We start from the raw sequence: 14521 nt of genomic DNA on the forward strand, positions 1-14521 counted from the left end.
CTCCTTCAGGATCGCAGTCGGGTGTTGTCCGGGTCGAAGGGCGGGCGGTCGAGCACGGTGGCGTCGAAGCGCTGGCCCAGGATGTCGAGGGTCAGGCCCTCGCGCAGGCCGCGGGTGCGCAGGTAGGCCAGCGCCAGCGTCAGACCGGTGCGGTGGCTGTGGGCGCCGGAAGTGACGATGCCGACGGGCCGGCCCTCGTGCCGGACGGTATGGGCGTAGAACGGGTCGAGCGTGCCGCTGTCGAGGGAGAGCAACACCATCTCCCAGCGGTCGGGGCTGTCCATCCGTCGCAGCAGGGCGTCGCGTCCGGGGAAGTCGCGGTCCTCGGTGCGGATCAGGGAGCCGAGGCCCGACTCGTCCGGCGTGCGCTCGGTCGTGAGGTCGCCGCCCCAGGCGCGGTAGCCCTTCTCGAGCCGCATCGCGTTGGCCGCATAGGCGCCATACAGGCCGATGCCGTGAGGTTGGCCGGCCGCTTCCAGTGCGTCGAACAGCCGGGGCAGGTCGGCGGCGCGGGCGTGAAGTTCCCAGCCCAGCTCGCCGACATAGGAGACCCGGAGCGCGCGCAGGGTGATGTCGGCCACCGTGATCTCACGGAAGCTGAGCCAGGGGAAGCCGTAGGTGAGGTCGGCCTCGCAGACCGAGGCCAGAACCGTGCGGGAGTGCGGGCCCATCAGGCCGATCACGCCGATCTCTTCGGTCACGTTGCGCAGGCGGACATCGTGGAAGGCGGCGTAAGCCCTGAGCAGGTCGTGATCCATCTCTTCCGCCGCGGCGGCGCTGGTCAGGTAGGCCGCGTCCTCGGCCAGCCGCGCGACGGTGAATTCCGAGGCGACGCCGCCCGCCGGCGTCAGCGCATGGATCAGCCCGACACGGCCCGGGGCAGGGGGACGGTTGGCGCCGAGCGTGTCTAGGAAGTCAGGCGTGCCCGGGCCGGTGACCTCGAACTTGGAGAACACCGACAGGTCGGCCAGGGCCACCCGGTTGGTGACGCCTTCGACCTCGCGGGCGACCGGGTCGAACCAGTTGGTGCGCTGGAAACTTTCCTGCGCCACGTCGCCGGGCGTCTCGGAGAACCAGTTGGGTCGTTCCCACCCGTGCGCCGCGCCCATCACCGCGCCGCGGGCCAGCATTCGATCATGCAGCGGCGACAGGCGCAGGTTTCGGCCGGCGGGGCGTTCCTCGAACGGGTAATGCACGCCGAATTGCAGGCCGAAACACTCGATGGCCTTGGCGACGCGGTACTCCCGGTCGGCCCATGGCCCGAAGCGGCGCGAATCCACGGCCAGCGCATCCATCGGCGGCGCGCCGTGGGTCATCCAGTGGGCCAGGAACCAGCCCGCGCCGCCGCCTTCCATCACCCCCATCGAGGAACCGGTCAGCAGCCAGCCATTCTCGATCCCGTGCGCCGGGCCGATCAGCGGGTTGGCGTCGGGCGTGAAGGTGATCGGGCCGTTGATGACCGATTTGACCCCGCCGGTTTCCAGCGCCGGGACCCGGGCCATGGCGGCCTCGATGATATGCTCCACCCGGTCAAGGTCGGGCGGCATCAGGTCGGCGCCGAACTCGGGCGGGACGCCGTCGACCGACCAGACCTGGGCCTCCTTCTCGTAGGGGCCGAGGATCAGCCCGTCACGCTCCTGCCGGACGTACCAGCTTTCCTCGGGGTCGCGGATGATCGGCAGCTCGGGCAGGCCTTGCGCGAGGCGGCCGGCGATGGCGGGCACCGTGTCGGTGACGAGATACTGGTGCAGGACCGGGACAGAGGGGATGTTGAGCCCCATCATGTGGCCGATATCCCACCCCCATGTGCCGGCGGCGTTGACGAGGTGACGGGCGCGGAAGGTCTCTTTCGGCGTCTCCACGCGCCAGCGCCCGTCCTCGCGGGTGATCGAGAGCACCGGGTTCTGCCGCATGATCCTGACGCCGCGCGCCTTGGCGCCTTCGGCCATGGCCTGTGTCGCGAGGGTCGGATCGACATGACCGTCCTCGGGTTCGTATATCCCGCCCAGAAGCCCGTCGAGCCGCGCCAGCGGGTGCAGTTCGGCGATGCGCTCGGGCGAGAGCACCTCCAGCGGGTAGCCGGTGAAATCCGACAGGCCGGCGACATGGCGGAACTCGTCCATCCGGTCGGGGTTGCGGGTGACGCGCATGGCGCCGGAGCGGTGAAAGCCGCAGGACTGGCCCGTCTCCTCGGGCAGGATGTCGCGGTAGAGGCGCACGGAGGTGGCGCGCAGCTCCTGGATGGTCGGATTGTGGGCGAAGTGGGTGCAGAGCCCGGCGGCATGCCAGGTGGAGCCGTGGGTCAGGTCGTTCTTCTCGGTCAGTACCACGTCGGACCAGCCAGCCTTGCCCAGGTGATAGGCCAGCGAGACGCCCATCGCGCCGCCGCCGATGATGAGAACCTGCACGTCGGTCATGCGCGCATCCTTTTGCCGTCAGGGTCATGGGGCGGGCGGCCCAACGGTCTGGCCGCGTACCGTTTCCCCGCGATTTCGATCTCGAAGCGCCGGTCGGGCAGGGTCGTGTCGGTCACGTCGACCATGGCGAAGGCCAGCGTCAGCCCGGTGCGCGGCCCGCGTGCGCCGGAGGTGGTGAGACCGACGACGCGGCCGCCTTCCCACACGGGTTCGTCATGCAGCACGAGCGGGCCGCCCTCGACCTGGCAGAGCACGAGGCGGCGGGCGAGTTGCCCGCGCTGCGCTTCCAGCGCGGGTTTGCCGGTGAAGTCCTTCGACCAGTCGATGTTGAATCCCAGCCCCGCCTCGAGCGGGGTGATCTCGGGGCCCACATCGTGGCCCCAGTGGACGAACCCCTTCTCGATCCGGCAGCCGTCGAGCGCGTAATGGCCCATCGGGCGGGCGCCGGTTGCGATGAGGGCATCGAAGAGGGGCGGGGCGTCGTCATTGGAGACGCGCAGCTCCCAGCCCAGTTCGCCAACGAAGCTCAGCCGGGTGGCGAAGGCCTCGACACCGGCGACGGTGACGGTGCGGGCATGGCCGAAGGGCATGTCGGGCCACTCCGGAGCAAGCGCGCGCAGGGTGTCGCGGCTGCCGGCACCCATCACGCCGATCACGCAGAAATCCTCGGTCATGTCGGTCAGCGCCACGCCATCGAGCGCGCGGCGGAAAAAGGCAAGGTCTCGCCAGCGGGTTGCGGCGGCGGTGGTGATGTCGAACCGGTCGGGCGCGCGCCGGGTCACGGTCGCCTCGACCTCGATGCCGCCGCGCGGGTTGAGGAACTGGGTATAGACGGCCCGTCCCTCGGCCATGTCCAGTTGCGCCGGGCAGAGCCGGTTGAGCTGGTCCAGCGCGCCGTCGCCCTCGGCCCGCAGCTTGGTGAACGGCGTGAGGTCCAGGAGCACCGTGCCGCTGTCCATCCGCGCCGCCTCGCGCACGGCGAGGGGCCACCACGGCTGATCGCCGGTGGCATAGGGCAAGGCGCGTTCTTCGTCGGTCTCGGCATAATACAGCCCGCGCTCCCACCCGGCGGTCAGGCCGAACACCGCGCCCTGCGCCTGCCATCGGTCGTGCAGGGGCGAGCGGCGCAGATCGCGGCCGGCCTTCGGCTGCTTGTAGGGCCAGTGCAGGGTGAAGAGGTCGGCCACGGCCTCGGCCATCCGGTCCGCCATGTGGGCGGGCGTGGCCGCCAGCGGATCGGCCCGGGCGACATCCACCTCCCACGCGTCCATCGGCGGGTGCCCGTCCTCCATCCAGTCGGCCAGAAGCCGGCCCACGCCGGCCGAGGACATCACCCCGACCGAGTTCATCCCGGCCGCCACGTAGAGCCCGTCCACCCCCGGCGCGGCGCCGATCAGCGGGCGGGTGTCGGCGGTGAAGCTTTCGGGCCCGTTCATGAAGTGCTGGATGCCGGTGTGTTCCAGCGCCGGGACCAGATTGAGCGCGGCCTCCATGAAGGGGGTGAACTGCTCCCAGTCCTCGGGCAATTCGAGGAAGGGGCGGTTGCCCTCGGGACCGTCGGGGTTCCAGCACTTCGCGTCGGGCTCGAACCCGCCGATCACCAGCTTGCCGGTATCGCCCTTGATGTATACGCCCGAGTCGAGGTCGCGCAGCACCGGGAAGCCCTCGAACTCGGGGCGGGGTTCAGTGACCACGTACATGTGTTCGACCGGCTGCAGGGGCAGGACGAGGCCGGCCGTTTCCGCCAGCCGCTTGGACCACGCGCCGCAGCAGAGGGCGACCTGGCCTGCGCGGATTTCGGTGCCGTCGTCCAGCACCACCCCGCACACCCGGGCCCCTTCCGTCACAAGCCGGCGCACACCGGTGGTCTCGCGAATCTCAACGCCGTTCGACCGGGCGGCCCGGGCGTAGGCCATGCACAAGTCGACCGGGTTGACGCTGGCATCCTCGGCCACGGCCATGACGCCGTGCAAATGGTCGGTCGACAGGCAAGGGAGGGCGGCGCCGAGGGCGTCGGGCGTGATCATGTCCGGCGACAGCCCGAAATGGCGCCCGAGCGCGGCGATGCGGTGCAACTCATCCATCCGCTCGGGTACCTGCGCCAGCCAGTAGCCGCCGGTCACCCGGTAGCCCGTGGACAGGCCCGTCTCTGCCTCCAGCCTCGGAAAAAGCTCTCCTGCATACATCGCCAGCCGGGTCATGTTGGGCGTGGCCCTGAGCGGCCCGACGATGCCGGCGGCGTGCCAGCTCGTGCCGGAGGTGAGCTGGTTGCGTTCCAGCAGCAGCACGTCCTCGGCCCCGCGCCGGGCCAGGTGATAGGCCAGAGAAAGGCCAACCGCCCCGCCGCCGATGATGACGGTGCGCCGCGCCTCAGAAGTAGTCGGCATCCGCGACCTCCAGCTTGCGCCGCGCGATGTAATCTTTCAGCGCATGGTCGATGTCGGGATCGAGGCCGGGGTCTTCATAGGCCTCAAGCCGCGCCTTCCACAGCGCGTTGGCGCGCTGGGCGATGTCGAGACCGCCCGCCGCCTGCCATTGTTCGTAGGAGTTGTTGTCGGGCAGGTCGGGGCGGAAGAGGGCCGAAAGGAAATTGGCCTGCGTGTGCTCGGAGCCGAGGAAATGCTGCCCCGGGCCGGTGGCGGCGATGGCGGCCATGGCCTGTGCGTTCTCGGACAAGTCGATGCCGGCGAAGAACCGCATCATCTTGCCGCAGAGGTCGGCGTCGATCATCGTCTTCTCGAACCCGGTCACCAGCCCGCCTTCCAGCCAGCCTGTGGCGTGGTTGACCACGTTGACGCCTGCGAAGAGCGCCATCATCAGGCCCCAGGTCGCCTCCTGCTGGCTTTGGGCGTCGGGCAGTTTCGAGGCCGACAGGGTGCCGACCGAATGGAGCGGCACGCCGAGGCGGCGGGCGAGCTGCCCCGCGGCGAGGATCATCTGGCCCGCTTCCGGGGTGCCGAAGGTGGGCGCGCCCGACTGCATCGACATGGTCGAGGCGAAGGAGCCCATCAGGCAGGGTGCACCGGGGTTGATGAGTTGCACCAGGGCGAGGCTCGCCAGCGCCTCGGCGAGCACCTGCGCCAGCGTGCCGGCCACGGTCGAGGGGCTCATCGCGCCGGTCAGTGTCCATGGCGTGCAGGCGACGGGCTGGCCGGCGCGGGCATAGGTCTTGAGCGCGCCGGACATGTGCGAATCCATCACCAGCGGCGCGTTGGTGTTGGAGACGCAGTAGAGCACCGCGTTTTCTGCCACGTAGGCCTCGCCAAAGAGGATGCGCGCCATGTCGATCGCGTGGCCGGCGCGCTCGGCCCCGAGGAAGGCGCCCATGAAGGGCCGGTCGGACCAGCGGATATGGGCGTAGAGCATGTCGAGATGCCGCTTGTTGGCGGGCAGGTCGACCGGCTCGCAGACCACGCCGCCGGAATGGTGCAGCCATGGAATGGTCTGGTGCAGTTTCACGAGGTTGACGAAATCGGGATAGGTCGCATAGCGGCGCCCGTTGTCGAGGTCATGCACGAAGGGCGGCCCCCAAGACGGGCAGAGCACCGAGGCACTGCCGCCGATCTGGACAGTGTTGTCGGGGTTCCTGGCGTGTTGCGCGAACTGCGCCGGCGCGGTCGCCTGTATCGTGCTGCGGCAGAAGCCCGGGGCGAAGCGGACGCGCTCGCCGTCGACGTCGCAGCCGGCCTTTGCGAATATCCCGAGGATCTCGGGGTCGTCGCGGAATTCCATGCCGGTCTCGGCAAGGATCCGGTCGGCATTGGCCTCGATGATCTGCAGGCCTTCCTCGGACAGGATCGGAAGCGGCCCGACATGGCGGAGGAGATATGGCGCGCGGGGCGCTCCCGCCCTTGCCTCTTCGCTGCGCCGCTTGCCTCTTCGTGTCACGACAACCTCCCTGATGGTGAAAGGAGGATGGACAAAACCGGCCCTCTCGGGCAATGAAAACGCGACAGTATTAGGAACTCTAATGAAGCCGCCGAAAATCACCACCCGGCTCGCCTCCGACAAGAACCTGCTCACCGCGCTGGAAGTCTTTGTAGCGATTGCGGAAACCCGGCAGTTTACCCAGGCCGCGCGGCTGATGGGGATGACGCAATCGGCCGCGTCCCAGCAACTCGCTTCGCTGGAGGCCGCCTGTGACGCGCGGCTGATCGACCGCACCGTGCGCCCCGTGCGCCTGACACAGGCGGGCGAGCTTTGCCTGCGGCATGCGCAGCGCATCCTCAACTCGGTCGAGGATCTCGCCACCTCGATGCGGCACGAAGGGCCGCAGCCGATCAACGTGCTGCGGATGGGCATGCTGGCCTCCATTGCCACAACGCTGACCCCGCCGCTGGTGCGGCTGCTGAAATCCGAGATCGCGGTCGAGGACCTGACCCTTCACGCGGGCCAGAGCGGCGATCACGAAACGCTGCTGCGTACCAAGCGGGCCGACCTGGTGATCACGTCGAACCCGTTCTACGACATGGACGGGCTCGAGCGGCATGACGTGCTGACCGAGAACTTTCTTCTGGTCCTGCCGCAGACCTATGACGGCCCGTCGCGCCGGTTGCAGGATATCCTCACCCATCTTCCGCTGGTCCGGTTCGCGGCGACCACCAGCGTTGGTCGCCGCACGGAACAGCATCTGCGCCGCCTGAAACTGACGGCGCCGCGGGTGATCCAGGCCGACCGCTCCAGCATGGTCACGGCCTGCGTGGCGGAAGGGCTGGGGTTCACCATCCTCACGCCCAGCCTGCTGATCGACGGTTTTGTCGAGCAGATGCCACTGGTGGTGCGGCCGCTGCCGGGGCCGGGATTTTCCCGGTCGATCAAGGTTGTGGCGCGGTCGGGCGATCTTGATACCCTGCCCGAGCGGATCGCCACTCTCGCATCGCGCGAGCTTGCGGCGCAGATCGATCAGCAGATGGGGCAGGTGGGGCGCGAGGCGGTCACGCTGGCCGACCAGGATTGAATCGTGGGGAGGATTCCGCCGAGGACGTGGCCAGCTACAAGCCGTCCGACCGGAATTTCGACTCCATGCTCGAGACATTGGCCCGGCAGGGGATCGGGAAGGGCGACATTTTGCCCACCGCCGAAAGCATGTTCCACGATCACCAGTCGGCGAACAAGTACGGGCTGGCCAATTGCTGGATCTACCGGCGCCATGACAAGGAAGGCTTCGGCGCGACGATGAACCCCGGCGAGATGCCGCGCTACGATTTCCGCTTTAACTGTATGATGGACATGGTCCGTGCCCACCAGGCGGAACTGGCAATTTGACAGGGCAGCGCCCGTTTTTGACGGTTTTTTGCATGACCACCCGTCTTCGTGCGCGTGATATCCCGCTTGCGCCGCCCTCGCCGGGCATCCCGCTTGCATTTCAGGGAAACACAAAATAGGCGTCTAACAGGCGAGGCTCCCTGTGTGATGGTGGAGAACAAAATTCAGGTTGAGACGACGAAGCTTGGGGGTGTCCTGATCCTGACGCCGCAGCGACACGGGGATGCGCGGGGGTTCTTTTCGGAGAGCTGGAACCGGCGCCGTCTTGAGGAGGCCGGGGTTTCGGTCGAATTTGTCCAGGACAACCATTCGCTGTCGGCGAAGGCGGGAACGGTGCGGGGGCTGCATTTCCAGGCACCGCCGCACGCGCAGGCCAAGCTGGTGCGCTGCGGACGGGGAAGCCTGTATGACGTGGCGGTGGATATCCGCCAAGGCAGCCCGACTTTCGGACAATGGACGGGGGTCGAACTGAGCTTCGAGAATGGCAAGCAGCTGTTCATTCCCGAGGGTTTCCTGCACGGCTTCGCCACGCGGGAGCCCGACACTGAAATTCTGTACAAGTGCACCGACTACTACGCGCCCGAGTGCGATGGGGCGGTGCGGTTCGACGACCCCGATATCGGGGTCGATTGGGGGGTCGATACGGGCGCGGCGGTGTTGTCGGAGAAGGACGCGGCGGCGCCCCTGTTCCGGGAGTTCGACAGCCCCTTCACCTGGGAGGGGGCGGCATGAAGCTTCTTGTGACGGGCGGGGCCGGGTTCATCGGCTCGGCGGTGGTGCGTCTGGCGGTCTCGCGCGGACACGGAGTGGTCAACCTCGACGCGCTGACCTACGCGGCCTGCCTTGAGAACGTGGCGGAGGCGGCCGAGAGCCCGCTCTACGCCTTCGAGGAGGCGGATATCCGCGATTCGGCGGCGCTTGACCGGATCTTCGACGCGCACAAACCGGATGCGGTGATGCACCTGGCGGCGGAAAGCCACGTGGACCGGTCGATCGATGGGCCGGGCACCTTCATCGAGACTAACGTTACGGGGACCTACACCCTTCTGGAGGCGGCACGGAAGTACTGGACCACCCAGGGCAAGCCCGCGGGCTTCCGGTTCCACCACATTTCGACCGACGAGGTGTTCGGTTCGCTGGGGCCGACCGGCAAGTTTACCGAGGAAACCCCCTACGACCCGCGTTCGCCCTATTCGGCGTCGAAAGCGGCCTCGGACCATCTGGTGCGGGCGTGGCACGAGACCTATGGCCTGCCGGTGGTCCTGTCGAACTGTTCGAACAATTACGGGCCGTATCACTTCCCCGAAAAGCTCATTCCGGTAATCATCCTGAACGCGCTCGCCGGCAAGCCGCTGCCGATCTACGGCAAGGGCGAGAACGTGCGCGACTGGCTCTATGTCGAGGATCACGCAGACGCGCTGCTTACGGTGCTCGAGAAGGGAGCGCTCGGCAGGTCCTACAATATCGGGGGCGAGAACGAGGCGACGAATATCGAGATCGTGCGCCGGATTTGCGCCATCCTGGATGAAAAGCGCCCGCGTGAGGGCGGGGGAGGCTATGCCGAGCTGATCACCTTCGTCGAAGACCGGCCGGGGCATGACCTGCGCTATGCGATCGACCCGGCGCGCATTCGCAAGGAGCTGGGCTGGCGACCGTCGGTCACGCTTGAGCAGGGGCTTGAGCGGACAGTTCAATGGTATCTCGACAACGAGGACTGGTGGCGGGCCCTGCAGAACCGGGCCGGCGTCGGCGAGCGTCTGGGCAAGGCGGGCTAGGCATGACGGTGCTGGTCTTCGGCAAGACGGGGCAGGTGGCCACCGAACTGGCACGGGTCGGTGGCGATGATGCCCTATGCCTTGGCCGGGACGAGGCGGACTTGTCGGATCCCGCGGCCTGCGCGGCAATGATCCGCGAAACCCGGGCGAGGGCCGTGATCAATGTCGCCGCCTATACGGCGGTCGACAAGGCCGAGGACGAGGAAGCGCTGGCAAGCGTGGTGAACGGCGACACGCCGGGCGCAATGGCGCGGGCAGCGGCCGACCGGGGCCTGCCATTCCTGCATGTCTCGACCGATTACGTGTTCGACGGCACCGGTGACGTGCCGTGGCGCGAGGCCGATCCCGTGGCGCCGCTCAACGCCTACGGACGCAGCAAGCTGCGCGGCGAGGAGCTGATCGCGGCGGCCGGTGGCCAATACGCCATCCTGCGCACGGCCTGGGTGTTCTCGGCGCATGGCAACAATTTCGTCAAGACCATGCTTCGGCTTTCGGCCGAGCGCGACAGCCTGCGGGTGGTGGATGACCAGATCGGCTGTCCGACACCGGCGCGGGCGATAGCGGATGCATTGTGGCGGATGGCGAGCGTTATGGCCGATGGCCATCCTGGCGGCCTCTATCATTTCGGCGGTCAGCCGCCGGTCAGCTGGTGCGCCTTCGCGGCGGCGATCTTCGAACGCGCCGGGCGCGACGTGGCACTGGAAGGGATACCGACATCGGCGTTCCCGACACCGGCCAGTCGGCCTGCGAATTCGCGGCTGGAGTGCCGGGCGCTTGAAGCGGATTTCGGGATTGCGCCGCCGGACTGGCGCGCAGGGCTCGACGATGTTCTGAGGGAATTGGGAGAGATGGGATGACGAAGCGCAAGGGCATCATCCTGGCCGGCGGGTCGGGCACGCGGCTGTGGCCAATCACCATGGGCGTGTCGAAGCAACTTCTGCCGATCTACGACAAGCCGATGATCTATTACCCGCTGTCGGTTCTGATGCTGGCCGGTATCCGCGAGATCGCGGTGATCACCACACCGCACGACCAGGAGCAGTTCAAGCGCATGCTAGGCGATGGCAAGCAGTGGGGCGTGGAGCTGACCTATATCGAACAGCCCAGCCCGGACGGGCTGGCCCAGGCCTATATCCTGGCTGAAGAGTTCCTGGCGGGCGCGCCCTCGGCGATGATCCTGGGTGACAACATCTTCTTCGGCCACGGTTTGCCGACCATCCTGGCCGCGGCCGACCAAAAATCCAAAGGGGGCACGGTCTTCGGCTACCATGTCTCGGACCCGGAGCGTTACGGCGTGGTGGATTTCGACAAGGACGGCCGGGCGAAAGCGATCATCGAAAAGCCGGAGGTTCCGCCCTCGAGCTATGCGGTCACCGGGCTTTACTTCCTCGACGCCACTGCACCGGAGCGGGCGAAGAAGGTCGAGCCTTCGGCGCGGGGCGAGCTGGAAATTACCACGCTGCTGGAAAGCTACCTGCACGACCGGCAACTGTCGGTCGAGTTGATGGGCCGCGGCTATGCCTGGCTCGATACCGGAACCCATGCCAGCCTGCTCGACGCCGGCAATTTCGTGCGCACGCTGGAAACCCGCCAGGGCCTTCAGACCGGCAGCCCGGACGAGATCGCCTACTCGCTCGGCTGGATCAGCCGCGAGGACCTGAGTGCGCGGGCGAAGCAGTTCGGGAAAAACGGCTATGGCAGGTATCTTCTGAAGCGTCTGGAGGACTGACAGGCGACGATCGGCCACCGGGGATCTGGTGCCGACATTCTCGGACAGCGACAGCCTGACCGGGGTTCTCAAATACTGGCTCGACAACGAGGCGGAGCGAAAGGAACGCGCGGCGGCCATGCAGAAGGTCATCCGCGAAAACCATACCTATGCCCACCGGGCCGGCACCGTGCTGCGCGCCCTTGCCGAAACGCCACCGGTGCGGATCGCCATCAAGTGCGCTGCCGTCCACAAACATCGCGAGGAATGGGGCGATTACCACTTCGCCCAGGGTCTGGCTGCGGCGCTGCGCCGGTCGGGTTACGTGGTCCGGGTCGATTGCCGGGATAACTGGTACGGCGGTATCTGTGATTCCGACGACCTGGTGATCGTCCTGCGCGGCCTCGTGGCCTATCAGCCAAAACCCCATCAGCGGAACCTCCTGTGGATGATCAGCCATCCCGACAAGACCACGGTTCAAGAGATCGAAGGCTACGACCACACCTTCGTGGCGTCTGCCTATCATGCCGAAATCCTGAACCGGCTCGTTCCGGGCCGGATTGAATTCATGCCGCAATGTACCGATGTCGAACGGTTCTATTTCGACGAAAGCGAAATCGGCACGCGGCCCAACAGCAACCTCTACGTCGCCAACTCGCGCGGGGTCTTCCGTGATCCGGTGCGGTGGGCGATGGGCCACGAGCTCGACCTCGACATATACGGAGCCGGCTGGGAGCCGTTCATCGAAGATCGCAGGCTCAAGGGTGGCGTCATTTCCAACTCGGTGCTGGGCGGGGTCTATGCATCAAGCCGCCTCGTGATATGCGATCACTGGGATTACATGCGCGAGATGGGCTACGTCTCGAACCGGGTGTTCGACGTGCTGGCCTCCGGTGGGCGGCTGGTCGTCGACGCGGTCCGGGGCCTCGAAGACCTGGTGCCGCGGAAATTCTACGATCGCTTCCGCAATGAAACGGAATTCGTGAAGATCCTGCGCGGGCCTGACGCCATGAACATCAGGCGCCGCCGGGCCGCCGCCGAATGGGTCGCCCGCCACCATTCCTTCGACGCCCGCGCCGCGAGCGGCTTTCCCGATGACCGGTTTCTCTTCATGAAGTTCGACGATCTCGTAGAGGACCCCAAGGCCTTTGTCCGGCAGGCCACGGATTTTCTCGGCATCGACCCGATGAACTCTGTCCCTGCGGGTCAGATAAACGCGGGCCTGCCGCTCTCTTTCGACGGGGAAAGCCTGACGGTGCGCAACACGGGGGATCTGCCGAGTGCCGACCTTCCCCGGTTCACGATGCGCGAACTCAGTGATCTGCAGGACACGTTCAATTACGACCTGAAGCGCACCGAACTGTTGACGGGACTTGACCTGAAAAGCTGGTACAACCTTCCCGAGTTTGCCGATTGATCCTTTTTGGTCGGGCGAGGGGTGCAGGGACCGATAGACGTCACATGAGGTTTGAATGAGCGTGAAACCCGCAAAATCTCCGCGAAAGGCGGTGCTGGTTCTCGAAATGCACCGGTCCGGCACCTCTGCGCTGGCCGGCACCCTGTCGATCCTCGGATGCGATCTGCCCGGGAGCCAGCTCAAGGCGGACGATAACAATTCGAAAGGGTATTTCGAATCGTCGCGGTTTTACGCGCTGCACACCCAGCTCCTCCAGTCCGCCGGTTCGAGCTGGGACGACTGGCTGCCGATCAACCCCGGCTGGTTCGAGAGCGCCCGGGCAGAGGAATATCGCGATCGGATCGTCGCCGCGATGCGGGAAGAATACGGCAAGTCGCGGCTCTTCGTTGTGAAAGACCCCAGGATCTGCCGCATGCTGCCGTTCTGGTTCGACGTCCTCGAATACGAGGAATGCACGCCTCTGATCGTACACACTCACCGGCATCCGCTCGAAGTCGCCCGGTCGCTGGAGCGGCGCGACGGGATCGGCATCGACCTTGGCATTCTCCTGTGGTTGCGACACGTCCTGGACGCCGAGCACGGATCACGTGGCAGGCCGCGCTTCTTCACATCCTATCACCGGCTGATGAACAACTGGGGCGAGATGGCCCAGGGGTTCAGTGACACGCTAGGCCTCCCGCTGCCGCGGATGTCACGGAACGCCGCCATCGAGGTCGACGAGTTCCTCGCGCCCGAGCTCAAACATTTTACCGACTCGCCGGACAAGGTTCTGCGCAGCCCGATGATCTCGGACTGGGTGCGCGATCTGTACCGCATCCTTGAAAGCTGGGCCGAAGATGGCGAAAACGATAAAGACCTGCCGACGCTCGACCGCATCCGCAGCGAGTTCGATGCTGCCGCCCCGGCGTTTCACCGACTGGTCGAGATCGGTCAGCAGACCTCCACCGCGCTTCGCGACACTACCGGAAAGGTAACCAGGCTCAGCGACGAGAATTCGGAACTGCAATCGAAACTGGTTGCATCCGACGCGACTGTGAACGAACTGCAGGAGGAAATCACCAAGCAACACTACGCGGTCGGCACGTTGACGCGGAAGCTCGACCAGGTCGAAACCGAGAAACTCGGCGAACTGACCCGGAAACTCGATGAGATCGAAACCGAGCGCGCGGCCGAACGCGAACTTTCCCGCCAGCTCGAGACCGAGTTGGAGCAGGCCAAATCAGAACTCGCGACACTGAACGACGATCTGTCCCGGACCAAAAGTCATCTTGAACAGCGCAGCCACGAAGCGGACGAGACATCCCGCGACCTCGCCGACGCAAATGCCGAAATTGCCGAGAAAGTCGGCAAGATCGAGACCCTGCGCGCCGAGATCGGCCGCCAGGAACACGAACTGGCCTCGCACGAGGAGTCCGCGCGGCAGCATGCCGCCGACCTGGCGAACATGTCGACGCTTCTTTCGGAACGGGAAGGGAACCTCGAGGCCAGCCGCGAAGAGATCGCGCAGCTGAAGCAGAACGTCAAATCGCTGACCGACAAACTTGACGAGGAGCAGCGCGCCCATGCAGCCGCAGTCGCGCGTGACGCTGAGCAGTTGCGAGAACTGGAGCACAACGTGGAATCCCAGGTGCGCGAACTTACCCAGGTCACGCAGATTCTCCTCGATACGGAAGCCAAGCTCGAACGCGCGCAGATCAAGTCGAGCCAGGAGAACGAGGAGATGCGCAAGCGTCAGGCCGAGTTGGAAGGCAAACTGAACTGGCTGCGGGAAAAATCGAAGAGAGCGGAGGACAGCGTCGCCGCGATGAAGGCCAGCACGTCCTGGCGGATCACCGGCCCGCTCAGACATCTGCGCCGGGCCTTGACCTTCAGGCGCTGAAACGCCCGGCGATATCCTGGTTGGGGAAAGGTCCGGTCAACCGCATGGAAGTGGACCTAG

Annotated in this window: 11 protein-coding genes; 8 read left to right on the top strand and 3 right to left on the bottom strand. The window is 66.2% G+C overall.

Annotation, left to right across the window (positions count from 1 at the left end):
- Window positions 1-5: 5 nt before the first annotated feature.
- From ACO07J_RS02725 to ACO07J_RS02735, 3 genes are read right to left on the bottom strand one after another with little or no spacing between them, the layout of a single operon-like run.
- A complete protein-coding gene (locus ACO07J_RS02725) occupies window positions 6-2417 on the bottom strand; it encodes a GcvT family protein (protein WP_422026065.1) in 2412 nt (803 codons plus the stop codon).
- Entirely contained in the window at window positions 2414-4804 is a 2391-nt protein-coding gene (locus tag ACO07J_RS02730; RefSeq protein ID WP_422026067.1) for a GcvT family protein, read from the bottom strand. Before ACO07J_RS02730 ends, ACO07J_RS02725 begins: the two co-directional genes overlap by 4 nt.
- Window positions 4788-6305, bottom strand: coding sequence for a trimethylamine methyltransferase family protein (locus ACO07J_RS02735; RefSeq protein WP_422026069.1), 1518 nt, complete (start codon window positions 6303-6305; stop codon window positions 4788-4790). Before ACO07J_RS02735 ends, ACO07J_RS02730 begins: the two co-directional genes overlap by 17 nt.
- Before the next feature lie 82 nt (window positions 6306-6387).
- On the opposite strand from ACO07J_RS02735, the gene ACO07J_RS02740 reads away from it, so the two are divergent.
- The 8 genes from ACO07J_RS02740 to ACO07J_RS02775 all read left to right on the top strand — a co-directional run bounded on the left by ACO07J_RS02740 (window position 6388) and on the right by ACO07J_RS02775 (window position 14461).
- Window positions 6388-7374: a LysR family transcriptional regulator gene (locus ACO07J_RS02740; protein ID WP_422026071.1), complete on the top strand. Its 987-nt coding sequence runs from the start codon at window positions 6388-6390 to the stop codon at window positions 7372-7374.
- A 26-nt stretch (window positions 7375-7400) separates the two neighbouring features.
- Entirely contained in the window at window positions 7401-7682 is a 282-nt protein-coding gene (locus ACO07J_RS02745) for a hypothetical protein (RefSeq protein ID WP_422026073.1), read from the top strand.
- 162 nt (window positions 7683-7844) lie between these two features.
- Window positions 7845-8414 (top strand): dTDP-4-dehydrorhamnose 3,5-epimerase, encoded by a 570-nt coding sequence (gene rfbC, locus ACO07J_RS02750; RefSeq protein WP_422026308.1) that lies wholly within the window; start codon window positions 7845-7847, stop codon window positions 8412-8414.
- The gene (rfbB, locus tag ACO07J_RS02755) at window positions 8411-9457 is read left to right on the top strand and encodes a dTDP-glucose 4,6-dehydratase (protein ID WP_422026075.1); all 1047 of its coding nucleotides are present in this window, start codon (window positions 8411-8413) and stop codon (window positions 9455-9457) included. Before rfbC ends, rfbB begins: the two co-directional genes overlap by 4 nt.
- A 2-nt stretch (window positions 9458-9459) precedes the next feature.
- Window positions 9460-10314 (top strand): dTDP-4-dehydrorhamnose reductase, encoded by an 855-nt coding sequence (rfbD, locus tag ACO07J_RS02760; RefSeq protein WP_422026077.1) that lies wholly within the window; start codon window positions 9460-9462, stop codon window positions 10312-10314.
- Window positions 10311-11186, top strand: a complete 876-nt coding sequence (gene rfbA, locus ACO07J_RS02765) for a glucose-1-phosphate thymidylyltransferase RfbA (RefSeq protein WP_422026079.1) — start codon at window positions 10311-10313, stop codon at window positions 11184-11186. The genes rfbD and rfbA overlap by 4 nt, the downstream gene beginning before the upstream one ends.
- A 28-nt stretch (window positions 11187-11214) precedes the next feature.
- A complete protein-coding gene (locus ACO07J_RS02770; protein WP_422026081.1) occupies window positions 11215-12582 on the top strand; it encodes a glycosyltransferase family protein in 1368 nt (455 codons plus the stop codon).
- A gap of 55 nt (window positions 12583-12637) precedes the next feature.
- Entirely contained in the window at window positions 12638-14461 is a 1824-nt protein-coding gene (locus ACO07J_RS02775) for a hypothetical protein (RefSeq protein ID WP_422026082.1), read from the top strand.
- The last annotated feature ends 60 nt before the right edge of the window (window positions 14462-14521 follow it).

Origin of the sequence: Roseovarius sp. (genome assembly GCF_965228755.1) — a bacterium.
Taxonomy (GTDB): Bacteria; Pseudomonadota; Alphaproteobacteria; order Rhodobacterales; family Rhodobacteraceae; genus Roseovarius.

Coding starts and splice junctions, on each gene's coding strand:
- ACO07J_RS02725 (WP_422026065.1), bottom strand. CDS start 2,417: ATGACCGACGTGCAGGTTCTCATCATCGGCGGCGGCGCGATGGGCGTC.
- rfbA (WP_422026079.1), top strand. CDS start 10,311: ATGACGAAGCGCAAGGGCATCATCCTGGCCGGCGGGTCGGGCACGCGG.
- rfbB (WP_422026075.1), top strand. CDS start 8,411: ATGAAGCTTCTTGTGACGGGCGGGGCCGGGTTCATCGGCTCGGCGGTG.
- rfbD (WP_422026077.1), top strand. CDS start 9,460: ATGACGGTGCTGGTCTTCGGCAAGACGGGGCAGGTGGCCACCGAACTG.
- ACO07J_RS02730 (WP_422026067.1), bottom strand. CDS start 4,804: ATGCCGACTACTTCTGAGGCGCGGCGCACCGTCATCATCGGCGGCGGG.
- ACO07J_RS02740 (WP_422026071.1), top strand. CDS start 6,388: ATGAAGCCGCCGAAAATCACCACCCGGCTCGCCTCCGACAAGAACCTG.
- ACO07J_RS02775 (WP_422026082.1), top strand. CDS start 12,638: ATGAGCGTGAAACCCGCAAAATCTCCGCGAAAGGCGGTGCTGGTTCTC.